This is a genomic window from Ralstonia psammae, from assembly GCF_958405935.1.
Classification (GTDB): Bacteria; Pseudomonadota; Gammaproteobacteria; order Burkholderiales; family Burkholderiaceae; genus Ralstonia; species Ralstonia psammae.
This window is the reverse complement of the sequence record NZ_CATZBU010000004.1, coordinates 483,185-504,713: the sequence shown is the minus strand read 5'-3', so window position 1 is coordinate 504,713 and position 21,529 is coordinate 483,185. Positions and strand designations below refer to the sequence as shown.

Genomic DNA, 21,529 nt, shown 5'->3' with positions numbered 1-21,529 from the left:
ATGCAGCGCGCCAGGATAAGCCCGATATGGACCTGAATGCACTCAAGCTCTTCGTCGAGATCGTCGATGCGGGCAACCTGTCGGCGGCGGCACGCCGGCTGCAGACCACGCGCTCCAACGTAAGCCACCGGCTCAAGGCGTTCGAGCGCGCGCTGGGCGTGCAGCTGCTACGCCGGACCACGCGCCGCGTCGAGCCCACGGAAGTGGGCGCCGGCATCTACGAACACGGTCGCAGCATCCTGCGCGAAATGGCCGCCGCCGATGCGCTGGTCTCCTCGCTGGGCAAATCGCTACAAGGCAGCGTGCGGCTGTCGGTGCCGACCGGGCTGGGGCACTTGCTGGTGTCGCCGCTGCTGGTGGCGTTCAAGCGCGCGTATCCGGATATCCGACTGGATGTGCGATTCGACAACCGGGTCTCCGACCTGATTGGCGAAGATGTGGATGTGGCGCTGCGCATCGTCTCGAACCCGCCGGAATCGCTCGTCGCCACGCTGCTCGATGAAGTCGACTGGGTGCTGTGCGCCGCGCCGGATTACCTGGCCGCGCATGGCGTGCCGAAAACGCTCGATGCGCTGGCCAATCACACCATCGTCAGCGCGCCGGCCGTTGGGCAGCCCCTGCGGCTATCGGCACACCTGGGCGATACGCGCTCGCTCGTCACGCTCGACCCGGGCGTCTCGTCCGATAACTATCTGTTTTTGCAAGCCGCCGTGCGCGCCGGCAACGGGCTGGGCATCCTGCCCTATTACGCGGTCGCGGACGATCTACGTGAGGGGCATGTAAAACGCGTGTTGCCGAACTATCGATTCAGCGTCTTCGGCAGTCGCCTTTACATGCTGGCGATGCCAAGCCGGTATCGGACGCTGGCCACGCGGCATTTGCTGGATTTCTTGAAAGACGGGCTACAAGGCAAACTGCCGCGCCTGCCCCAGAAGCGCGCCTGATTACACCTCCAACGGCCTCAACCCCGGCAACTGCGCAAAGCAGATCGACTTGGCCGTCTCGATAAAGTCCTGCGCGAACGGCGCCTGTGCGTAGTCGCGCGTCATGGCGGCGTAGAGGTCGCTCCACAGGCCTTCCTTGCCGACGCGCTTGGCCACAACGTATTCGTAATCGACGTAGTTCTTGATACCCCAGCTCGGCAGCGCGGCCAGCCCGCGGCGGCTGGCAACGAGCTGGAGCACGGCGATGGTCAGTTCGGCTGTGCGGCGGCTGAATGCGATTCCGGCGGGTGTCAGCACCTGCCGGATCAGGTCGATGCGCTCTTCGGGCACCGGGTACGTGATGAGTGTCTGGTCAGTAAAGTCCTTCGCGTCCAGCCACTTCTTGCTTTGCAGCGCGTGGTCGACCGGCAGCACGGCGAGGATCTCGAAGCGGAACAGCGGCGCGAACACGACACCCCGTCGCATCTTGGCGTCGGAGCCGATGACGACGTCGGCGCGGCCGTCCTTGAGCAGTGCGAGCGGATCGGTGTGGAAGCCCGAGACAAGGTCCATCTCCACTTCGGGCCAGCGCTGGCGGAAGGTGTCCATCACGGGCATCAGCCAGTCGAAGCATGTGTGGCATTCGAGCGCGATGCGCAGCGTGCCCGCGGCACGGCCCTTGATGCGTTCGAGGTCTCGCTCGGCGGTCTGGATGTCGGCGACGACCTTTTGCGCGAGTTCAAGCATGCGCTCACCCGCTTCGGTCAACTCGACCGTCTGGCCCTTGCGGCGCACGACGGCCAGCCCATAGTGCGACTCCAGCGCGCGCAACTGATGCGACAACGCCGATTGCGTCAAGTGCAGCCGCTCGGCGGCGCGCGAGACGGAGCCCCCGTCGGCCAGGGCGATCAGCGTGCGTAGATGGCGGATTTCAAGCATGTTCGTGCGACGTCCAATGTATGAATCTCATTCAATGTTATCGAAAATAATATCATTTGATTCATGACACAGGGTCGCCCATCATCGCAGGACTGAAAAACAAATCGCCTCTCCTGCGACCACTATGACGACCATCCATACCCTCGGCTACCCGCGCATCGGCGCGCAACGCGAGCTGAAGTTCGCCCTCGAATCGTTCTGGAAGGGCGCCTCGTCCGAAGACGACCTGCGCGCCACCGGCCGCGCTTTGCGCGAGCGCCACTGGAATGCCCAGCGCGACGCCGGCCTCGACTTTGTCACCGTGGGTGATTTCGCCTGGTACGACCAGGTGCTGCAGACGGCCGCCCTGCTGGGCGCCATTCCCACGCGCTATGGCTTTGATGCCGCACAGCTGACGCTAGCGCAATCGTTCGTGCTCGCGCGCGGCAATGCCGACCACGCGGCCATGGAAATGACGAAGTGGTTCGATACCAATTACCACTATCTCGTGCCCGAACTCACGCCGGACCTGCTCGATCGGCAATGGGGCCCCGGCACCGAATGGCTGTTCGACGAAGTGCGCGAAGCCCAGGCCGCAGGACACCGCGTGAAGGTCGCGCTGGTCGGGCCGGTCACGTTCCTGCATCTGGCCAAGGCCCGTAACGGCCTGACCGACAAGCTCGCGCTGCTGCCGCAAGTACTCCAGGCCTACACGGCCGTGCTCCAGCGTCTGGCCGCACTGAATGTGGAATGGGTGCAGATTGACGAACCCGCGCTGGTGCTTGATCTGCCGCAAGCCTGGAAGGATGCATTCGGCCCCGCTTACCAGGCCCTGGCCGCCGCCAAGGGTCCGAAGCTGCTGCTTGCCACGTACTTTGAGGCTGCGTCCCACCACGCTGCATTGATCAAATCCCTGCCGGTCGATGGCGTGCACCTCGATCTCGTGCGTGCACCGGAGCAGCTTGGCGCCTTCGCGCCGTGGCCCGCAGACAAGGTCCTCTCCGTTGGTGTGGTGGATGGCCGCAACATCTGGCGCTCGGATCTCGCGCGCGTGCTGGCACGCCTGGCCCCGCTGGCCGAGGCTTTTGGCGATCGCCTGTGGGTGGCGCCGAGCTGCTCGCTGCTGCATGTGCCGGTGGACCTGTCTGCCGAAACCAAGCTCGACGACGAACTCAAGGGTTGGCTGGCCTTCGCGCGCCAGAAACTCGACGAACTGGCAATCCTCAAGCTCGCACTGGTCGAAGGGCCCGCTGCCGTGCAAACGGCGCTCGATGACAACCGCGCCGCCATCGCCTCGCGCGCCGAATCGCGCCGCGTGCACAACGCCAGCGTCAAGAAGCGCGTGGCCGCGATCCGCGCAGAGGATGCCGAGCGCGCCGCGCCCTACGCTGCCCGCGCAGAAGCGCAGCAAGCCCGCCTGAACCTGCCGCTGCTGCCGACCACCACCATCGGCTCATTCCCGCAGACGGCCGAGATTCGCCAGGCACGCGCGCAACACAAGCGCGGCGAACTGCCCGCGCTGGATTATCTGCAACGCATGCGCGCCGAAATTACCGACGTCGTGCGTCGTCAGGAAGCCCTGGGCCTCGACATGCTCGTGCACGGAGAAGCCGAGCGCAACGACATGGTCGAATACTTTGGCGAACTGCTGTGGGGCTACGCCTTCACCGCCAACGGCTGGGTGCAGAGCTACGGCTCGCGCTGCGTGAAACCCCCTGTCATCTACGGCGACGTGTATCGCCCCGAAGCGATGACGGTCGAGTGGTCCAAGTACGCGCAAAGCCTGACCTCCAAGCCGATGAAGGGCATGCTGACCGGCCCGGTAACGATGCTGCAGTGGTCCTTCGTGCGCGACGATCAGCCGCGCGAGCAGACCGCACTGCAGATCGCCCTGGCGCTGCGTGACGAAGTGTGCGACCTGGAAACCGCCGGCATTGCCGCCATCCAGATCGACGAGCCTGCCTTCCGCGAAGGCCTGCCACTGCGCGCGTCCGACGTGCCGGGCTATCTCGAATGGGCCGCGCGTGCGTTCCGTGTGTCGGCCTCCGGCGTGCGCAACGACACGCAGATCCACACGCATATGTGCTATTCGGAGTTCAACGACATCCTGCCCGCCATTGCGTCGATGGATGCCGACGTGATCACCATCGAAACGTCGCGCTCGAACATGGAACTGCTCGATGCGTTTGGCGAGTTTGCCTACCCCAACGAAATCGGCCCGGGCGTGTACGACATCCATTCGCCACGCGTGCCGCGTGTGGAAGAGATGGAAGCGCTGCTCGACAAGGCCGCGCAGGTTGTGCCCGTGCAACGCCTGTGGGTGAACCCCGACTGCGGGCTCAAGACGCGCGGCTGGCCGGAAGTGGAAGCGGCACTGCAAGGCATGGTGCAAGCCACGCGCCGCTTGCGTGCCAAGCATGCGAACGCGGAGCATGCGGGCAGCAAGGCCACGCAGGGTGAAAGCGCAACGGCATAAGCAACCGTAACGCCCAAAGAAAAACGCCAACCGGTTTGTTTCGGTTGGCGTTTTTTCTTGCAGGAAACAACAGCTTAGTCGGTGCCGTACTTCGGCGAACGCGGACCATACAACAGCCCGCCCGGTTGCCCGGCCGACAGCAGACGCGCGCTGGTCGTACCCGCCACCTTGTAGCCCTGGTCGGTCACGTTGGCGATGATCTGGTTGACCGCCGCCGACACCAGCATGCCGATCAGGCCGCCGCCGGAGTTATTGCCGCCTTCGTTGTTCGATGCGCTGGCATGGCCGGTCCACAGCGTCTGCCCGCTCTTCAGGTCCACCAGCTTCGCGTCGGCCGACACCACGGTGGCGCTGCTGACCACCATGTACTTGCTGCCGTACTGCGTGACCGTGATGTACAGCGCAGCATCGGCACCAAAGATGTCATGCAGCTTGGCCACCGGCACACCGTGGATGTCGCCTGCCGTGGTCAGACCGTTCTGGCGGAAGGTCTCGTCAACCAGCGCCACCGGCAGCACGTAGTAACCCGCCTCGGCCAGCGGCACCGTCACTTGCGAGAGCATGCCGTAGGTGGCACCCACGTCCGGCGATTCATTCAGCGGCGGCAGCACCACGATCGAACGCGGCTTGCTGGACTTGAACGCCGAGTAATCGATGTTCTTGGTCGGCGCGGCGCAGCCGGCCATCAGGGCGACCACGCTGGCTGCGGCACACAGTTTCAGAAAGCGCTTGGCCATCAGTTGGTCCCCTTCTTCACGTTCTTCATCAGGAAATCGATGTACACCGTCGATTCCGGAAACAGTGCCTTCTCGGTATTGAACTCCTGGACCATCTGGTCATCCTTGCCGAGCCCCGAATACAGCATGCCCAGTTGGGCGTGATAGCCCGGCGGCACGGCGCCATTGGTGGCCTTGATCTTCTCCAGGCCACGTTCGAGTTCCGTCACCTGGGCTTCCTTCGCTTCGCCCTTGAAGTACTGATACACCTGCGGTTGGTAGCCCTCCCACTGGTACAGCGGCTTCGGACCGGCGCAACCGGCCAGCATTGCACTCCCGACGGCCGCACCGGCCGCCACGCGCCACATCGCAAACACCTTGCTCATGACTGTTGTTACCCCTTATTTCCCGTTTTTTGTTTTTGACTGCGTGCGCGCTTACTGCGCGCCCGGCTTCCAGGCACCGCTCTCGATGCCGTTGACCAGGTTGTTCACCGCCTCGCGCATGGCCAGGTCCAGCACCTTGCCGTTGAGCGTCGAGTCGTAGCTGGCCGTACCGCCAAAACCGATCACTTCGCGGTTCGACAGCTTGTATTCACCCGCGCCGCCCACCGAATACACGACTTCCGAGGTCGAGATGTTGACCACGTTCAGCGCGACCTTGGCGTAAGCGACTTGCTCCTTGCCGCGGCCGAGGATGCCGAACAGTTGCTGGTCGCCGGTTTCCTTGCGGCCGAACTCGGTCACGTCGCCGGTGATGACGTAGTCAGCGCCCTTGAGTTTCTGCGCGGTGTTCTTGATGGCGGCCTCCTGCTTGATCTCCGCCATGTTGTCGCGGTCCAGCACCGAGAAGCGGTTCGTCTGCTGCAGGTGCGTGATCAGGATCGTCTTGGCTTGGCCGCCCAGGCGGTCCACGCCATCCGAGAACACGCCACGCATGTAGGCCGAGCGGTTATCGAATTTGCCCACGGCAATCGGAGCGCGCACGCCGGCGTAGGGGCGGCTCGCGCTTTCCACCTTGGCAACCGGCAATGCTTGCGACGATTCGGTCGCGCAGCCGCCGAGCATGCCGAGTGCCAGCGCGGCGGCGCCGGCAACCATCAATTTCGAGGTTTGCTTCATTCGACTTCTCCCTTAAAAACACTTAAATCTGATTTTCAGAAATATTAATCCGAGCACTCACACGAAGCGCGCAGGCGCTATCAGCACGGGACAACCCGTGTTCGATCGAAAACAGAGGAAATTTGGATTGGCCCGCAATGCTCCGCGCGACAGGGCCAACAAAACCCCTCGCGGATGCGCGCGCCGACAACGTTCGCAACGCTGTACGCCGTGACGAAACACTCCCACACCACCCTTGCAACCTGCATTATCTGGACGTCATTGCGTCCATTATTTTCAGCAAAGCGCGAATTGTACCGACTGACAGGGCCGATGAAGATAGTAATCGGTCAACTCGCGACCCCCTCGGATTTCGGGTTGACTTTTTAAACACGGAAAATGCATTGCTGTGGAAACGCGGCAGTGCTCCGGGCAAGTTGCTGCGCGACCTGGAAGCCGCCAGCATTGCCGCCATCCAGATCGACGAAGCCGCCTTCCGCGAAGGCCTGCCGCTGCGCGCTTCCAACGTGCCCGGCTACCCGGAATGGGCCGCACGCGCATTCGGCGTATCGGCCTCAGGCTTGCGCGGCAGCGTGCGCCAAGCGCCGCAGGCCCGACACCGCAGTGCCATTGTCAACCGGCAAGGCACCGTCGCTTCGCGCACGCGCTCACCATTTCGCAGCGCTGCACGTGGCTGACACGCGAAGAAAACACCATTGAACCCAGTGATTCGTGTTTTCTAATATCGATGGGACGATCCCATGAAAAGCCCGGTCTTCCTTGTTCGCAGTTGGCTCGGTGCGCCCGCGCCCACAAACCGTGTGGCCGATACCCGGCAGACGCCGGAGCAGACCAACAGCACAGGGCGCAGTCCTCGCAAAGCTGCGCCTCAACTCAGCCGACTGCCCGCACGCAGGCAAACTGGAACACCGCCAGCCATTAGCGCTTCCTCTGCAGCCAGCCCGAAGGCTGCCGGGCGCGCGTCCGCCGACCCCGAACTCCACGACGCCATCAAAGCGATTCGTGCGGGTGCGCAGTGGTCGCCAAGCACGAGCCGCCGAGAAGCGTCGTCCGCGACATCGCCAGAGAACAAGGGCACGGCACCGGCTATTCCACCAGGCGACGGCTGGGGGATGACCTTCCTGCATCAGGCCGAGAATCGCGCAGAGGTGCTCGACATGGTCTGGCAGCACGATTTTTCATCTGCGCGGCTCGATGACATTCTCGCGAAGCATCCCGACCTCGTGAATGCTGTTGACCACCATGGCGACCCGCTGCTCATGAGCGCCCTGGGCTGTGACAACTTCCGGCTGGCCAAGGCCTTGGTCGCGCACGGTGCGAATGTCAACGCGCAGGACAGCCTTGGCAATACGCCATTACATACCGCTGCGGGGCGCGACACGGCGCTCATGGAGCAGTTGCTCGAAGCCGGCGCCGATGTGCATGCAACCAACAATCAGGGCGCAACGCCGCTCTTTAACGCGCGCTCCGCAGAAGCCGTCGATCTACTCGTCCGAGCGGGCGCCCCAATCGATGCCCGCGACGCACGCGGCAATACGGCGGTCATGCGGCTGGCTCAGGCTGCGAACAAAGACACGGTGCTTGCGATGCTGGCGCATAACCCGGATCTGCGCACACCAAACAGCGCAGGCCGCACATTCGCGCGCGTTCTGACGATGCGATTTGGCGGATCGCCAGACACCATCCCCAACACGGGCATTGCGGCAAAGGCATTTCTGGAACTTGCCAAACGCGAGACCTTGATCGGAAACCTTCGTGACAAAAAACCCCTGCCCACCGACGCTGCAGCCACCCACACACGGCGCGCAGGACGCCCTGCGACTCCGCTGGCTGAGTTGCGGGTGGAGCCCGAACTCCGGTTGTCGCCGGCGAGAGCGCACACGGCCAAGCCGGCCATCAACGATCTGAAATCGGGCCGCAAGATCAACCTCGTGCACGACGCGCTGCGCACGTTTGACGAATTGCCTGAACGGGATGCCAGTGCGCTTTCCGAGGCATTAGGGTTCGGTGCCCTGTCAGCGGAAGACGTGGACGTACGCGCCCAGCAGCGGGTCGCCATTCGCGAGACGTTTTCGAAATTTGCCAAGGAAATTGACGGCAACTTCAGGAATTACGGTCTTTCAGCGCTGCAACATCCCGCCCTGTCGGAGGCACTGACAGAGGGCGAGCATGCCGAACTGATCAACGCCATGAAGATCGCCCACATCGGTGTTGCGTTGGAACCCGCGCCCACCAACGCCACCGAAGGGCCGCAGCGCCTGCGCATGTTCTTTGGCGGCACCCAGAACCTCAGAGATGTGCGCCAGGACATCAGCAGCGCATTCGGCCGGATTGGCGATGTGGATCGCGCGACCAAGCGGGCGGGTGAATTGTTCGCGAAAATTCTGTCCCGGCCAAACCATGTCGAACTTGATTTCATCGCCGGGGCTTCGATGGGTGGCGCCATGGCGCAGAGCTTTCGCGCGACGGTCGAGAGCCGTGTTCTGCTGCCAAAGCAGCCGTCCATGATCCTGCTCGACCCGCAACTCCTGAACAATAACCAGGGCCGTCGCGCCACCAAGGGCGGCCCGCTGGATGTCGATTACGGCAAGCCCCGCGGCGTGGCGCTCACCCTGGACTACGCCAAGGCGCCGCATCGCGGGCTGATGGGCATCATGAAGGGCCCGGGCGGTTACCGGTATCCAGGACTCGTACAGCTCAAACTTGGCTTGGCCGACACCGACGGGTACAACGGCAAACGCCCGCAAACCAGCGGCCCGCCCGGACTCGGCTATCACGCAGACGCACGCCAATTTGCGGCCGCGCTCTCGCGCTTTTCGGTCGATCACGAGAATGCAGTCCTGGACAACCCTGCATTCGATTCCGTGCGCGCGCCGCGCTGGTCTCGGCAACAAGGTCCGGTGCTGACCTCTGCAACGCTGCCCGCCGTGGCGCGTCGGGGGCGCCGTCCGATGGAATCGATTGCCGAAGACGGAGACGCTTCCGCGTAGGGATCCAGGAGGGGTCGCTTCTGCGCTCTCCACCGGGTAACGGGCGGCGGCGCCGCTAACGCGGCTCATGCCGTGATGCAGGCTCCGGCTCGAGCCCGTGATGGCGCGCTCCGCGGAACTTGCGCAGCGCCCATTCTTTAACGTCATCCACCTTCTCGAACACCACCGGCACCACCAGCAGGCTCAGCAGCGTGGACGTCAACAAGCCGCCGATCACTGCCACCGCCATCGGCGCGCGGAAACCCGCATCGCCTTCCAGGCCGAGCGCCATCGGCACCATGCCGGCGGTCATGGCCACCGTGGTCATGACGATGGGGCGGGCGCGCTTGTGGCAGGCATCGATGATGGCCTCGGTGCGCGACATGCCCAGATCGCGCCGCGCAACAATGGCGTATTCGACCAGCAGGATCGAGTTCTTGGTCACGATGCCCATCAGCATGAGCAAGCCGATCAACGCGGGCAGCGACAGACTGAAACCGAACAACGCCAGCAGCCCGAACGCTCCGCCCACCGACAACGGCAGCGCCGCCAGGATCGTCACCGGCTGCGTGAAGTCGTGGAACAGCAGCACGAGCACCGCATACACGCACAGCACCCCCGCGAACATGGCGAGGAAGAAACTGCTGAACAGTTCCTGCATGCCCTCCACGTCGCCCGAGGCAATGCGGCGCACACCTTGCGGCAGGTTCTTGATGGACGGCAGCGCCTCCACCGCCATGTTGGTATCGCCCAGCGCGCGGCCCTCCAGCCCCACGCTGATGGTGACGTTGCGGCTGCGGTCATAGCGGTCGATCTGCGCGGGGCCGCTCCCGATGGAAATGTCGGCGATGTTTTCTAGCGGCACCGCACCGTTGCGGCCCGGTACGCGCAACTGACGGATCGTATCGATCTGGTTGCGTGCCTTCGGATCGAGTTCAACGCGGATGTACACCTGCCGCTCGGGCAGGTTCAGTTTCGGCAGGTTGACGTCGTAGTCGCCGGCGGTTGCCACGCGCACGGCCTGGCCGATGGCGGCGGCTGTCACCCCTTGCTGTGCAGCACGCGCAAAGTCCGGGCGGATGACGATTTCGGGCCGCAGCAGACTCGCCGACGAAGTGACCGCACCGAGCCCTGGCACGGTACGCAGATCGCGCATCACATCGCGTGCGGCTTGCTGAAGCGTGGCAGGGTCGTCGCCGGTCAGTACCACCTGCAGTTGCTCACCGGAGCCCACGGCGCCAAACGAGATCCGCACGCCCGGCACGCCTTCCAGCATTTCGCGCAACTGGCGCTGGACGCCCTGCTGCTTGATGTGCCGATCATGCCGGTCGGTCAGCGAGATCGTGAGCGTGCCGTTGCGCACCTCACCGCCGCTGGAGCCCGGCACACCCGCCATCACGCCCGAGCCAATGGCCGTATAGACGTGACGGACTTCCTTGTGCTGCATCACGATCTTGCGCACGCGCTCGGTGTTCTCGCGTGTTTGGGCGATGGTGCTGCCAGGCGGGCTTTCCACCGTCATCTGCAACTGCGCCCAGTCTTCGGGCGGCAGGAACGTTGCGGGAATCAGCCCGATGATGGCGATCGACACAACGAAGAACGCCGCCGCCATGCCGCCCGTCTTCCACGGGTGCAGGAGGCACCAGCGCGCAGCCTGCAGGTAGCGCGTCATGATCCAGCCGTCGCGGTTGGGCTCGTCCTGCGGCTTGAGCATGTAAGCGGCCATCATGGGCGTGAGCAACCGCGCCACCAGCAGCGAGGCCAGCACCGCCAGCGAGGCCGTCCACCCGAACTGCTTGAAGAACTTGCCCGAGATGCCGCCCATGAAGGCCGTCGGCAGAAACACTGCCACTAGCGTGAGCGAGGTCGCCACGACGGCCAGGCCAATCTCCTGCGCCGCTTCCAGGGCCGCCTCCAGCGGCTTCTTGCCATTGCGCAGGTGGCGCACGATGTTCTCGACCTCCACGATGGCATCGTCGACGAGAATCCCGACCACCAGCGTGAGCGCCAGCAGCGTGATCCCGTTGAGCGTGAAGTCGAGCAACTGCATGGCAGCGAATGTCGGGATGATCGACAGCGGCAGCGCCACGGCCGACACAAATGTGGCCCGCCAATCGCGCAGGAACAGCCACACCACAATCACCGCAAGGATGGCGCCTTCGTACAGCGCGTGCATGGACGCGGTGTACGCATCCGACACCGGCTTGACCATGTTGTAGACCTCGGTCACACGCACGTTGGGCCGTTCGGCCTGCAGCGCGGCCAGCGCTTCGCGCACGCCCTTGGCCACCGAGATTTCGCTCGCGCCGCGCGAGCGGAATACCTGGAAGCTCACGACCGGCTTGCCGTCGAACAATGCCATCTGGCGCGGCTCGGCCGCGGTGTCGCGCACGTCGGCCACATCCGACAAGCGGATGCGCCGGCCATCGGACAACGGGATGTCCATCTGCGCGAGTTCGCGCGCGCTCTTCACCGTACCGAGCGTGCGCACCGCCTGCTCCTGGCCGCCGACGTTGCCGCGCCCACCCGGCGCCTCCTGCTGCATGCCGCGCACTTGCGCGCTGATGTCCGCCGCCGAGACGTTCAACGCCTGCAGGCGCACGGGGTCGAGCTGCACGCGCACTTCACGATCCACGCCGCCCTGGCGCGTCATCTTGGCCACGCCATGCACCGACAGCAGCCGCTTGTTGACCGTGTTGTCGACGAACCAGGAGAGATCCTCCGCATCCATGTCCGTCGATTCCACGGCGTATGTCAGCACCGGCATGCTGGCGAACGTCACGCGCGAGATGACCGGCTCCTGCACGTCAGAGGGCAACTGCGCACGGATACGGCTGACCGCATCGCGCACGTCGTTGACGGCTTCCTGCACATCCTTCTCAAGCTGGAACTCGACCATCGTGGTCGAACTGCCGTCGTTGATGGTGGAGGTGATGTGCTTGATCGCGCCGATGCTGGCAATGCTGTCTTCGATCTTGCGCGTGACTTCGGTTTCCATCTGCGTGGGCGTGGCGCCCGGCAGGCTGGCAGTCACGGATACCGCAGGAAAGTCGATGTCCGGAAAGTTCTGGATCGACAGCATCTTGAACGACACCAACCCTGCCACTGTGATCAGGATGAACAACAGGATCGACGGGATCGGCTTGCGGATCGCCCACGCAGAAAAGTTCATGGCTTGGCTCCCGCTGCCGGCGCCGATGCGACGGGTGCGGGGGCTGCACCGGCGGCAGCCACGCGCACCACATCACCATCGTTCAGGAAGGCGGCGCCCGCAGCGACCACGCCATCGTTCGCGCCGATACCCTGCACGATTTCGACTTGCCGGTCCTGGCGGCGGCCGACCGCGACCTTGGTCTGGCGCACGCGGCCTTGCTGGCCGATCACCATCACGTAGTCGTAACCGTCGCGTGAGAATACGGCCGTCTCCGGCAACGTCGCGGCCGGCGCGTCGCCCAGCAGCACATCGCCAGAGAGATACATCCCCGCCTTTACGCCAGATGCCGCAGCTTCCGGCGGCAGATCGACATAGACGAGACCATTGCGCGTGTTGGCGTCGACCGTGGGGGCGATCTGGCGCACGCGGCCGTTCACCATGCCGCCATCCATGCGGCGCAGCTGGGCGGCCTGGCCGGGTTGGATGCGGGGCAGGACATCGCCGTGCATCTCGGCACGCCATTCCAGGCGGTTCTTGCGGATGAGCTTGAAGAGTTCGGTGCCGGAGGACACCACCGCGCCCACGGTTGCCGTGCGTGCGCTGATCACGCCGTCGTCGGGCGCCACCACACGCGTGTAGCGCAAACGCAGTTGCTGGCTATCAAACTGTGCGCGGGCAGCGGCCAGCTTGGCAGCAGCGGTCTTGGCCTGCGTGTCGTACTGGATCAGATCCTGCTGGCTGATGGCGCCGCTCCTGTCGAGTTCGTGCGCACGGTGGGCTTCGCCTGCAGCTTGCGCGGCCGAGGCCTCGGCTTCGGCCAGGCTGGCGCGTTGGGCGGCCACATCGGCGCGCACGGTTTCATCCGACAGGCGCGCAAGCAATTGGCCTTGCTTGACCACATCGCCCACGTTGACAAGCACTTCCGCCAGCCTCAACCCGTTCACCTCGGCACCGATGCTGGCTTCCTGCCACGGCTGTACAGCACCGCTGGCCGTGGCGATGCGCGGCCACGCATGCTGCGCCAGGTGCACGACGTTGACGGCCAGCGCCGGCTTGGCAGGCGGCTGTTCCTTGTTCTTGTTCTCGGGCGCAGATTTGCCGCACGCCGCCAGCGCGCTGGCCAGCAACACCGCCAGCGCGGCCGTCCAAACTCGTTGTCCTGTCATGAAGCGCTTCCGGTATGCGCCACGCCCTGTGCGGTCGGCGCAGTGATCTTGGTATCGGGATGAGGGTTGGGTGCATCGTCGCGCCAGCCGCCACCGACAGCCTTGTACAGCGCCACCCAGGCCTGTGCGCGTTCAAGCTTGACGGCCGCCAGGGATTGCGAAGCCTGCAACGCCGTACGCCGCACGTCTTCCAGCTGCAGCAGGCTGCCGGCACCCAGGCGGTAGCGCGCGTTGGACGCTTCCAACACCTTGGCGTATTGGCTATCGGCCATCGTGGCTGCGTCGACACGGCGCTCGGAAGCGTCCAGGCGCACCAGCGCGTCTTCCACTTCCTGCACGGCTTGGCGCACCTTGCCCCGATAGCTGGCCAGCGCCTGGTCGTAACGGGCACGCGCCGTTTCCACGCGCGCCGCGCCCGTGCCGCCATCAAAGATCGGCAACGACACCGACGGCCCGAACGACCACGATTTGCTCGTCAACGATTGACCGCCCAGGCGATACGAGTTGATGCCGATGGAGCCCGCCAGCGTGATCGATGGCAAGCGGCTCGCGACCGCCACACCGATATCGGCGCTTGCGCCCGCCACCGCACGCTCGGCCGACGACACATCCGGCCGTTGCGACAGCACGTGCGCCGGCACATCGGGCACGCCGGCCTGGGGGGGCGCCGGAATCTGCGCGCTAGCGCTGGACAGCAACGCGTTCAGCGCATCGTGATCCATGCCGGTGAGTGTGACGAGCTTGTCGACCCCTTGTGCACATTGCGCACGCTGGCCTTCCAACGCATTGACAGCGTCGCTCACGGTAGCTTGCGCTTGCGCAAAATCGGCCGGCGCAACAAAACCCGCGCGGAATTTGCGTTCAGTCAGTTGCAGCGTTTCTTGCCGCGACGACAGCGTGGCCGCGCCGATGTTGACCAGCGCCTCGCACTCGCGTTGCTGCAAATAGGTGTTGGCAACCTCGGCGGCAAGCGATACGCGCGCGTCGTGCCAATCGGCTTCGCTGGCGGTCAGGCGCGCATCGGCGCCTTCCAGGCTGCGGCGTTTGCCCCCGAAGAGATCGATCTCCCACGACGCGTCGGCCTGCGCCGCCAAGGTCGTGATCGTGCCCAGCCCCAGCGTTGGGCTGAGCCCACCAGCAGACAGCCCGCCCGTGCCGCCGGCAAACTGGCTGCCGCCAAACCCGCCCTGCCGCATGGCGGAGCCGGAACCTTTCAGTTGCGGGAAGAGCGCCGCCTGGCTGGTGGAAACGTTCGCACGTGCCTCGCGCACGCGCCCGACGGCCTGCGCGATCGTGGGGCTGGTGGCGTCCGCCTGCTCCACCAACTGGGTCAGTACGGGGTCGTGGAACTGCTCCCACCAGCGCGCCAACGCCATGCGGCTGCCGTGGTGCGGGAGCGTGGCGTGCCAGCCTTGGGGTGCTTCGGTACCGCTCAGTGACGGCGTGCGGTAATCGGGCCCGACCGCGCAGCCGGCCAGCAGCAAGGCCAGCACCAGCGGCGCGATTCGGGCGCAACCGCCGGGCGCACGGCTGCCGGCGTGTCGACCTGTCTTCATGGGAAGTGTCCTTCGGGAACGCAGCTGGGATTATGCCCAGTCAAGCGTCTGCAAGACACCCGCCCCGCCACGGCACTCAGCCAACCCTCGACAACCGGTCAGGCGATGCTCAGAACCACGCGCACATCCGCGCCGGCCGTGGCGTCAGATATAGCCCAACAACACAAGAATGATGACGATCACCACGATCAGCCCGAGCCCGCCCGTCGGCCCGTAGCCCCAACCCCGGCTGTACGGCCACGACGGCAGCGCGCCGATCAGCAGCAAGATGAGAACGACGATGAGAATGGTGCTCAACATGATGCCTCCTGTTTCTGTGTTGGGATGCCGCCGTTCCGTCGTGGCGCAGCGGCTTACCCGGCATCTAGCACGCCCCGTTCCCGTGGTGGCTATATCTGCGGTTTTTCTAAAATCTTGGCAGTTAATTGCGAATATTAAACACTGCGGATGCCCGCGTGCGGCCGTTCTTATGTCAGGCGGAAGACTTGGGCGAAGACAACGTCTTTGCACGACCACCACGCGTCGCAAGCCAGCACAGGATCGATCCGGCAACCACCATCAATGCGCCCTTCCAGAACGCGAACGAAAGCGGAGCGTGCAACAGCGCAGCGGCCAAGGCAGCAGAAAACACGGGGATGAAATATGACGCGCCTGCCAGCACCGTGACATTGCCGTGCAGGATGCCGACGTTCCAGGCTGCGTAGCCGAAGCCCATTGCTGACGCGGCCAACGCAAGGTAGACCAGCGCCGACACGCTGAAGTGCATCGCCCCGCCGCCGGTGGCAAAAAACTTGATCCACAGGGCCAGCGCGGTCAGGATGAAGAACAGCGTTGCGCCGTTCTTGCCCTCGGCAATCCGGCTGGTGACCGTGCAGTACGCCGCCCAGATCACCGCGCCCGTAAAGGCCAATCCGTAACTGAGCGGGTTGTCTTTGACGTTCTCGGCCATGCCGGCGATATCCAGCCCTTGATCCCCGCCCAGCACAAGACAGATTCCCAGGATGGAAACCAGGACGCCGGGCACGATCAGGGCATTCGCACGCTGCTGGTTGAAGGCAATGGCCGACAGCATCGTGAACGTCGGCCACAGGTAGTTGACCATCCCGACTTCGATCGCCTGCCGCCCGCTGCTGGCATAGCCGATCGACAGAGACAAACACAACTCGTACGACACGAACAGCAGGCTGCCCCACACCAGGTAGCGCCGCGGAAACGTCTTCAGATTATTGAAGCCAACCGTGAACACCAGCAGCACCGACGCGACGGTATAGATCATGGCAGCGCCACCCACGGCCCCCAGGTGTTGGCTCACACCCCGGATCAAGCCGACGATCGAACTCCACAGCAGCACCGCGATGAGCCCGATGAGGGTTGCCCTACTTTTGCTTTGCATAACGCCTGCGTGCACTGACATGTCCGCCTGAGAAAAACCGTTTGCTCACGCCCGCCCCAACGCGGCCGGTGAAGGCGTGCAGTTTACCGGCCGCGCCGCCTGATCGCCTGATGTGCGCATCTCCGTCCCCGGACTTCGCTTCGCTATAAGATGCTGGCGATGAAAAATCGAGACTTGCTATGACGTCTTTTGCAATCGAAGCGCCAGTTTCGGTGGGCTGGATTGGCGCGGGGCGGCTGGCGCGGGCATTGGCCACGAGGGCGCACGGCGCAGGCGTACGCACCGTGGCGGTGGCCAGTCGCTCGCCCGCGCCCGCGGCGTGGCTGGCGCAAGCCACCGGTGCCAAGACCGTCGATGCACAAGGCGTGGCGGACGCCGCCGACTGGGTGTTCGTGACCGTGCCGGATGACGCCATCCCGGGCGTGGTCGATAACATCCGCTGGCGCCCGGGTCAACTCGTGCTCCATTGCAGCGGCGCCGGCGAACGCGGCTTGCTGGATGCGGCCCGCCAGGCCGGCGCGGATACCGCCAGCTTTCACCCGCTGTTTCTCTTTGCCGGCTTGCCGGACGACGCCGAACGTCTGAGGGGCGCCTCCATTGCCATTGACGCCGATGCGCCGCACGACGCAGCGCTGGCGAGCTTTGCACTGCGGCTCGGCTGCACGCCGCTGAAGGTGCGTGCCGGGCAACGCGCCCTGTATCACGCCGGAGCCAACTACGCGGCCAGCTTCCTGCTGTGCGCACTCCATGAAGCCGCCACGTTGTGGGAGGCCGCAGGCATCGACCGTGATGCCGCTGTCGCTGCCATGTGGCCGCTGGTGGACGGCACACTGGCCGCGGCCCGCGCACGTGGTTTGGCTGGCGCACTGGCCGGCCCGGTCTCGCGCGGAGACGGCGGCGTGATCGACAAACATCTGCAAGCGCTCGATGCACTCGACGCCGATCACGCCGCCCTGTACACCGCACTCACACGCCGCGCCCTGGCATTGGCAGCCGAACGCGGCGCCCCCTCCGCCGACGTGCTGGCCGACCTCGCCAGGCGGCTCGACCGGACGCAATAGCGCAACCATCATCATTGGGATTGGAAGGCGCGCATGCACCAATCCGGCGCCCGCCCTACAATCGGCAGCTTGCCCGCAAGCCTGTTCCGCCATGTCCCAAACACCGCACGCCTCGCCATCTCCTGCCACGCATGACGCCGTTGACCGCCCCTCGTCCGGCGCGCTGATCCTGCTCGTGGTCGGCCTGGTGCTGGTGGGCGTGAACCTGCGGCCGGCGCTGTCGAGCCTGTCGCCCGTGCTCAAACAGGTGACGGCGGGCACGGGGTTGTCGGGTGCCACGGCGGGCTTGCTGACGACCTTGCCGGTGCTGTGCCTGGGCTTGTTTGCGCCGGCCGCAGCGGTGCTGGCCCGGCGTTTTGGTGCAGAACGCGCCGTGGGCGGTTTGCTGATTGCTTTGGCGGCAGGCATCGCCTTGCGCAGCGCGGGCGGTGTCGCACCGCTCTTCATCGGCACGCTGGCAGCGGGCGCCTGCATCGGCGTGACGGGCATTCTGCTGCCGGGCATCGTCAAGCGTGATTTCGGCCGCCAAGCTGACCTGATGACCGGCGTCTACACCATGGCGCTGTGCTTTGGTGCGGCGGTGGCGGCCGGTGCAAGCGCGCCGCTTTCGGCATGGCTGGGCGGCTGGCAGCCGGCGCTGGCGTTCTGGGCCCTGCCCGCTCTGCTGGCGTTTGTCGGCTGGTGGCCGCATATGCGGCATGCGCACGGCAAGGGCGCAGCCACTCGGCTCCAGCGCGTGTCGCTGTGGAACAAGCCGATCGCCTGGCAGGTGACGCTGCATATGGGGCTGCAATCGTCGCTGGCGTATTGCGTGTTCGGCTGGCTCCCCGTGATCCTGCAAGACCGTGGGCTGTCTGCCGTGCAGTCGGGCGTGGTGGTGGCGGTGTCGATTCTCGTGCAGCTCATCACGGCGCTGGGCGGGCCGTTTGTGGCCCGGCTCGGGCGCGATCAACGCCCCGCCGTGTTTCTGATGATGCTGATGTGCTGGGCCGGCCTGATCGGCTGCCTGTATGCGCCGCTGTCAACGCTGTGGTGGTGGGCGGTGTTGCTGGGGCTCGGCCAGGGCGGCAATTTCAGCGTGGCGCTGTCGCTGATCGTGCTGCGTTCGGCCGATGCGCGCGTGGCGGCAAGCCTGTCGGCCATGACGCAGGGCATTGGCTACACCATGGCCGCCGCAGGACCGTATCTGATGGGTGTGCTGCACGATCTGACCGGCAGCTGGGCCGTGATGGGCTGGCTGTTCAGCGCGATTGCGCTGGCATCGCTCGTGGCGGGCTCACTCGCCGGGCGCGACCGCACGCTGCACGCCGACGAGTGAGTGACCTACCGCAAGGTTTCGCTCAAGCCTTGTGCCTCAACGTCCAATTGGCCAGCGCCTGCATCTGTTCGGTGATCAAGCCGGCAATGCGCTCGTCGGTCAGATCGCCATCGGCAGTGAAACCGCCGGCAAACGCGTTGGCAAACACTTCTGGCTTGTTCAGCGGATGCAGGTCCAGATACACGCACACCTGACGCAGGTGGTACTGCGCACGCGACGTACCCATGCCGCCGCCCGCGCCCAGGATCGCAACGGGCTTGCCTGCCAGCAATGCATTGTTGGGCTCGCGGGAAGCCCAGTCCAGAATGTTCTTCAGCGCCGGCGCCAGCGAGTAGTTGTACTCAGGGCAGGCCAGCACCAGCGCATCGGCGCGCCCGATCTGTTCGAGCACGCGCACCACCGAAGCGGGCTTGGCCGTAATGTCGGCGTTGTAGAACGGAATATCCGTCAAGTCGGCCAGATCCATTTCAACGCCCGCGGGCAGGCGGGTGGACGCCGCACGCAGCAGGCCCTGGTTGGTTGACTTGCGGCGCAGGCTACCGGCAATGCCGAGAAAATTCAGGGACATGAACAACGACTCCGTCAATGTTGGGACTGGCGAGAATAACGGACATTCGGCCAATCAAGAAGAGGCCTCATACGCTAAGCCTTCCCAGCGCGAAAGCATCCGGCTTCATGGTCATCGACCATGCCGGTGGCCTGCATGAAGGCGTAGCAGATGGTGGGGCCGACGAACTTGAAGCCGCGCTTGACCAGCGCCTTGCTCATGGCCTTGGACGCATCGGTGGCGGCGGGCGCGTCGCGGTAACTTTCCCAACGGTTGACGATGGTCTTGCCATCGACAAACGCCCACAGGAATGCGTCGAGCGAACCCACTTCTTCCTGCAGCTCCAGCACCTTGCGCGCGTTGATGACGGCGCCTTCGACCTTGGCGCGGTTGCGCACGATACCCGGGTCAGCGAGCAGCTTTTCGATGCGCGCCGGCGTGAAGCGCGCCACGCGTGCCGCATCAAACCCCTCGAACACCTCCTGGTAGCGCGCCCGCTTGCGCAGGATGGTTTGCCACGACAACCCGGCCTGCGCACCTTCCAGGATCAGCATCTCGTAGAGATGGCGATCATCGTGCGAGGGCACGCCCCATTCCGTGTCGTGATACGCAATCATCTGCGGGTCTTCGCCCGCCCAGCAGCAACGCGCCATCTCTTGTCTCCTAGATCCAGCCCGACTTGCGCAGCTTGCGATACAGCCACACGCAAGCGGTGGCCGTGCACGCCAGCACGATGGGATACCCCGCCGGATGCTCCAGCTCCGGCATGCCCTTGAAGTTCATGCCGTAGTTGCTGAATACCACGGTCGGAATGGCCAGAATAGCGCCCCACCCTGCCAGGCGCTTCACAATGTCGTTCTGCGTGACCGACACCAGCGCCACGTTCACGGAGATGGCCGTGGTCAGCATTTCTCGAATCACGTCGAGTGCGCCTACCGCGCGGTGCGCATGGTCGGCAATATCACGGAAATACGCACGCAGCTCTTTGGGCACCACGTCTTCATGCAGGCGCACGAGCTGGCCGGCGATGTCTTCGACTGGCAGCGCGGCGTTGCGCAGGCGCAGAAGCTGGCGCTTGAGCGTATAGAGCCGCTCGATGGCCACGCGATCGAACGTGTCGCCAAAGATCTGGCTTTCGATCTGCTCGAACTCTTCCTGCATGCGCTCAAGCACGGGCTGATAGTTGTCGACGACAAAGTCCATCACCGCGTACAACGCAAACGGTGCACCCTTGGCCAACAGTTGCGGTGTGCGCTCACAGCGCTCGCGCACCGGCGAATACGACGCCGACGGCCCATGCCGCACCGAGACGAGAAAGTCCCTGCCGACAAACAGGTGCGTCTCGCCAAAGACGACGTTGCCGTTTTCCATCTGCGCGGTGTTCAGCACGATGAAGAGCACGTCGCCGTAAAGCTCAAGCTTGGGCCGCTGGTGCGCATTGCGCGCGTCTTCAATGGCGAGATCGTGCAGGCCGAACTCCTCCTGCACGCGGTCGAGCATGGCGTTGTCGGGCTCATGCAAGCCTAGCCAGACAAACGAGCCCGGCGTGTGCAGCACGTCGCTGATGGCCTCGACGGAAAGGTCACGCTCGCGCTTGCCGTTGCGGTACAGCGCGCTGTTGATCACCATGGACATGGCTGTCTCCGGAACGCATTCATCGCGCATTAGCGGTCTGCGTGCTGATCTGCGGTCTTGGTATCGGATGAGGGGGAGGCCGCGGCGGCCAGCGCCGGCACTTCGGCCAAGCGTGTTTCGATTTGTGCCAGCGCTTCGGACAGCGCGTGGACGAGATCGTCCGGCAGCCCATCGAGCGTGGCATTGATGAAAGCGATACGGCGCGGCATGCATTCGAGCACGATGGCCAGGCCAGCGTCGGACAGCGACACGTTGGTCAGGCGGTTGTCGCGCGCGTCCGTTGTGCGTTCAATCCAGCCGAGCTGGTCGAGCACCTTGAGCTGACGGGTGAGCGCGCCAGGGTCCATCTGCAGGCGCTCGGCGAGCTGCTTCTGGGCCATCCCGCCGCCCGTGTTGTCATGCAGCGCCAGGAGGATGCGCCAGCGCGGCATCGGCTGGCCGACATGCGCCTCGAATGCGGCCATGAACGCACGATAGGTGCGGCCAAACTGGTGCATGACGGCGAAGCGTTCGCGTTCAGAAGTCATCGATCAGGGGCTGAGATTGCTGGGAAACCGCGCATCCTAACCGCTCCGG

Annotated in this window: 18 protein-coding genes and 1 pseudogene; 6 read left to right on the top strand and 13 right to left on the bottom strand. The window is 64.7% G+C overall.

Features of this window, described 5'->3' with window-relative positions:
• Positions 1 to 26: 26 nt before the first annotated feature.
• Positions 27 to 944 carry a LysR family transcriptional regulator gene (locus tag R2N16_RS11855; RefSeq protein WP_316665868.1) on the top strand — a complete coding sequence of 306 codons (918 nt, stop codon included), beginning with the start codon at positions 27 to 29 and terminating at the stop codon, positions 942 to 944.
• On the opposite strand, the gene R2N16_RS11850 is transcribed toward R2N16_RS11855, so the two are convergent.
• On the bottom strand, positions 945 to 1,862 hold the full coding sequence (locus R2N16_RS11850; protein WP_316665867.1) for a LysR family transcriptional regulator: 918 nt from the start codon (positions 1,860 to 1,862) through the stop codon (positions 945 to 947). It lies immediately after the preceding gene.
• Positions 1,863 to 1,986: 124 nt separating this feature from the next.
• Here R2N16_RS11850 and metE point away from each other — a divergent pair, with 124 nt between their 5' ends.
• Positions 1,987 to 4,317 carry a 5-methyltetrahydropteroyltriglutamate--homocysteine S-methyltransferase gene (metE, locus tag R2N16_RS11845; RefSeq protein WP_316665866.1) on the top strand — a complete coding sequence of 777 codons (2,331 nt, stop codon included), beginning with the start codon at positions 1,987 to 1,989 and terminating at the stop codon, positions 4,315 to 4,317.
• Positions 4,318 to 4,391: 74 nt separating this feature from the next.
• Here metE and R2N16_RS11840 read toward each other — a convergent pair whose 3' ends face one another.
• From R2N16_RS11840 to R2N16_RS11830, 3 genes are read right to left on the bottom strand one after another with little or no spacing between them, the layout of a single operon-like run.
• Positions 4,392 to 5,054, bottom strand: a complete 663-nt coding sequence (locus R2N16_RS11840) for a DUF799 domain-containing protein (protein WP_316665865.1) — start codon at positions 5,052 to 5,054, stop codon at positions 4,392 to 4,394.
• Positions 5,054 to 5,419, bottom strand: coding sequence for a DUF4810 domain-containing protein (locus R2N16_RS11835; RefSeq protein WP_316665864.1), 366 nt, complete (start codon positions 5,417 to 5,419; stop codon positions 5,054 to 5,056). Before R2N16_RS11835 ends, R2N16_RS11840 begins: the two co-directional genes overlap by 1 nt.
• Before the next feature lie 51 nt (positions 5,420 to 5,470).
• Positions 5,471 to 6,154, bottom strand: a complete 684-nt coding sequence (locus R2N16_RS11830) for a CsgG/HfaB family protein (protein WP_316665863.1) — start codon at positions 6,152 to 6,154, stop codon at positions 5,471 to 5,473.
• Positions 6,155 to 6,579: 425 nt separating this feature from the next.
• Between R2N16_RS11830 and R2N16_RS25505 the strand changes: the two are divergent.
• A pseudogene (locus tag R2N16_RS25505) lies at positions 6,580 to 6,732 on the top strand (hypothetical protein); the annotation flags it as partial.
• A 534-nt stretch (positions 6,733 to 7,266) separates the two neighbouring features.
• Positions 7,267 to 9,144, top strand: coding sequence for an ankyrin repeat domain-containing protein (locus tag R2N16_RS11820; RefSeq protein WP_316665860.1), 1,878 nt, complete (start codon positions 7,267 to 7,269; stop codon positions 9,142 to 9,144).
• Between the two features lie 55 nt (positions 9,145 to 9,199).
• On the opposite strand, the gene R2N16_RS11815 is transcribed toward R2N16_RS11820, so the two are convergent.
• From R2N16_RS11815 to yddG, 5 genes are all read right to left on the bottom strand, one after another.
• On the bottom strand, positions 9,200 to 12,295 hold the full coding sequence (locus R2N16_RS11815; protein WP_316665859.1) for an efflux RND transporter permease subunit: 3,096 nt from the start codon (positions 12,293 to 12,295) through the stop codon (positions 9,200 to 9,202).
• Positions 12,292 to 13,443 (bottom strand): efflux RND transporter periplasmic adaptor subunit, encoded by a 1,152-nt coding sequence (locus R2N16_RS11810; RefSeq protein WP_316665858.1) that lies wholly within the window; start codon positions 13,441 to 13,443, stop codon positions 12,292 to 12,294. The genes R2N16_RS11815 and R2N16_RS11810 overlap by 4 nt, the downstream gene beginning before the upstream one ends.
• Complete coding sequence (locus tag R2N16_RS11805; RefSeq protein ID WP_316665857.1) at positions 13,440 to 14,999, bottom strand: efflux transporter outer membrane subunit; 1,560 nt, start codon at positions 14,997 to 14,999, stop codon at positions 13,440 to 13,442. The genes R2N16_RS11810 and R2N16_RS11805 overlap by 4 nt, the downstream gene beginning before the upstream one ends.
• Positions 15,000 to 15,143: 144 nt before the next feature.
• Positions 15,144 to 15,299, bottom strand: coding sequence for a DUF3309 family protein (locus R2N16_RS11800; RefSeq protein ID WP_316665856.1), 156 nt, complete (start codon positions 15,297 to 15,299; stop codon positions 15,144 to 15,146).
• Between the two features lie 172 nt (positions 15,300 to 15,471).
• Positions 15,472 to 16,392, bottom strand: coding sequence for an aromatic amino acid DMT transporter YddG (gene yddG, locus R2N16_RS11795; protein WP_316665854.1), 921 nt, complete (start codon positions 16,390 to 16,392; stop codon positions 15,472 to 15,474).
• A 179-nt stretch (positions 16,393 to 16,571) separates the two neighbouring features.
• Here yddG and R2N16_RS11790 point away from each other — a divergent pair, with 179 nt between their 5' ends.
• Both R2N16_RS11790 and R2N16_RS11785 read left to right on the top strand, forming a co-directional pair.
• On the top strand, positions 16,572 to 17,453 hold the full coding sequence (locus R2N16_RS11790; protein WP_316665853.1) for a Rossmann-like and DUF2520 domain-containing protein: 882 nt from the start codon (positions 16,572 to 16,574) through the stop codon (positions 17,451 to 17,453).
• Between the two features lie 91 nt (positions 17,454 to 17,544).
• Entirely contained in the window at positions 17,545 to 18,771 is a 1,227-nt protein-coding gene (locus R2N16_RS11785; protein ID WP_316665852.1) for a CynX/NimT family MFS transporter, read from the top strand.
• Positions 18,772 to 18,793: 22 nt separating this feature from the next.
• Here R2N16_RS11785 and R2N16_RS11780 read toward each other — a convergent pair whose 3' ends face one another.
• The 4 genes from R2N16_RS11780 to R2N16_RS11765 all read right to left on the bottom strand — a co-directional run bounded on the left by R2N16_RS11780 (position 18,794) and on the right by R2N16_RS11765 (position 21,480).
• Positions 18,794 to 19,339, bottom strand: coding sequence for an NADPH-dependent FMN reductase (locus R2N16_RS11780; protein WP_316665851.1), 546 nt, complete (start codon positions 19,337 to 19,339; stop codon positions 18,794 to 18,796).
• Positions 19,340 to 19,413: 74 nt separating this feature from the next.
• Complete coding sequence (locus R2N16_RS11775) at positions 19,414 to 19,971, bottom strand: DNA-3-methyladenine glycosylase I (protein ID WP_316665850.1); 558 nt, start codon at positions 19,969 to 19,971, stop codon at positions 19,414 to 19,416.
• A 10-nt stretch (positions 19,972 to 19,981) separates the two neighbouring features.
• The gene (locus R2N16_RS11770; RefSeq protein WP_316665848.1) at positions 19,982 to 20,953 is read right to left on the bottom strand and encodes a magnesium and cobalt transport protein CorA; all 972 of its coding nucleotides are present in this window, start codon (positions 20,951 to 20,953) and stop codon (positions 19,982 to 19,984) included.
• Between the two features lie 29 nt (positions 20,954 to 20,982).
• Positions 20,983 to 21,480, bottom strand: coding sequence for a MarR family winged helix-turn-helix transcriptional regulator (locus R2N16_RS11765; RefSeq protein WP_316665847.1), 498 nt, complete (start codon positions 21,478 to 21,480; stop codon positions 20,983 to 20,985).
• Positions 21,481 to 21,529: the final 49 nt, after the last annotated feature.

Excerpts from the sequence above, each read along its gene's own strand:
- R2N16_RS11855 (WP_316665868.1), top strand. The coding sequence starts at position 27 with ATGGACCTGAATGCACTCAAGCTCTTCGTCGAGATCGTCGATGCGGGC.
- R2N16_RS11850 (WP_316665867.1), bottom strand. The coding sequence starts at position 1,862 with ATGCTTGAAATCCGCCATCTACGCACGCTGATCGCCCTGGCCGACGGG.
- metE (WP_316665866.1), top strand. The coding sequence starts at position 1,987 with ATGACGACCATCCATACCCTCGGCTACCCGCGCATCGGCGCGCAACGC.
- R2N16_RS11840 (WP_316665865.1), bottom strand. The coding sequence starts at position 5,054 with ATGGCCAAGCGCTTTCTGAAACTGTGTGCCGCAGCCAGCGTGGTCGCC.
- R2N16_RS11835 (WP_316665864.1), bottom strand. The coding sequence starts at position 5,419 with ATGAGCAAGGTGTTTGCGATGTGGCGCGTGGCGGCCGGTGCGGCCGTC.
- R2N16_RS11830 (WP_316665863.1), bottom strand. The coding sequence starts at position 6,154 with ATGAAGCAAACCTCGAAATTGATGGTTGCCGGCGCCGCCGCGCTGGCA.
- R2N16_RS11820 (WP_316665860.1), top strand. The coding sequence starts at position 7,267 with ATGACCTTCCTGCATCAGGCCGAGAATCGCGCAGAGGTGCTCGACATG.
- R2N16_RS11815 (WP_316665859.1), bottom strand. The coding sequence starts at position 12,295 with ATGAACTTTTCTGCGTGGGCGATCCGCAAGCCGATCCCGTCGATCCTG.
- R2N16_RS11810 (WP_316665858.1), bottom strand. The coding sequence starts at position 13,443 with ATGACAGGACAACGAGTTTGGACGGCCGCGCTGGCGGTGTTGCTGGCC.
- R2N16_RS11805 (WP_316665857.1), bottom strand. The coding sequence starts at position 14,999 with ATGAAGACAGGTCGACACGCCGGCAGCCGTGCGCCCGGCGGTTGCGCC.
- R2N16_RS11800 (WP_316665856.1), bottom strand. The coding sequence starts at position 15,299 with ATGTTGAGCACCATTCTCATCGTCGTTCTCATCTTGCTGCTGATCGGC.
- yddG (WP_316665854.1), bottom strand. The coding sequence starts at position 16,392 with ATGCAAAGCAAAAGTAGGGCAACCCTCATCGGGCTCATCGCGGTGCTG.
- R2N16_RS11790 (WP_316665853.1), top strand. The coding sequence starts at position 16,572 with ATGACGTCTTTTGCAATCGAAGCGCCAGTTTCGGTGGGCTGGATTGGC.
- R2N16_RS11785 (WP_316665852.1), top strand. The coding sequence starts at position 17,545 with ATGTCCCAAACACCGCACGCCTCGCCATCTCCTGCCACGCATGACGCC.
- R2N16_RS11780 (WP_316665851.1), bottom strand. The coding sequence starts at position 19,339 with ATGTCCCTGAATTTTCTCGGCATTGCCGGTAGCCTGCGCCGCAAGTCA.
- R2N16_RS11775 (WP_316665850.1), bottom strand. The coding sequence starts at position 19,971 with ATGGCGCGTTGCTGCTGGGCGGGCGAAGACCCGCAGATGATTGCGTAT.
- R2N16_RS11770 (WP_316665848.1), bottom strand. The coding sequence starts at position 20,953 with ATGTCCATGGTGATCAACAGCGCGCTGTACCGCAACGGCAAGCGCGAG.
- R2N16_RS11765 (WP_316665847.1), bottom strand. The coding sequence starts at position 21,480 with ATGACTTCTGAACGCGAACGCTTCGCCGTCATGCACCAGTTTGGCCGC.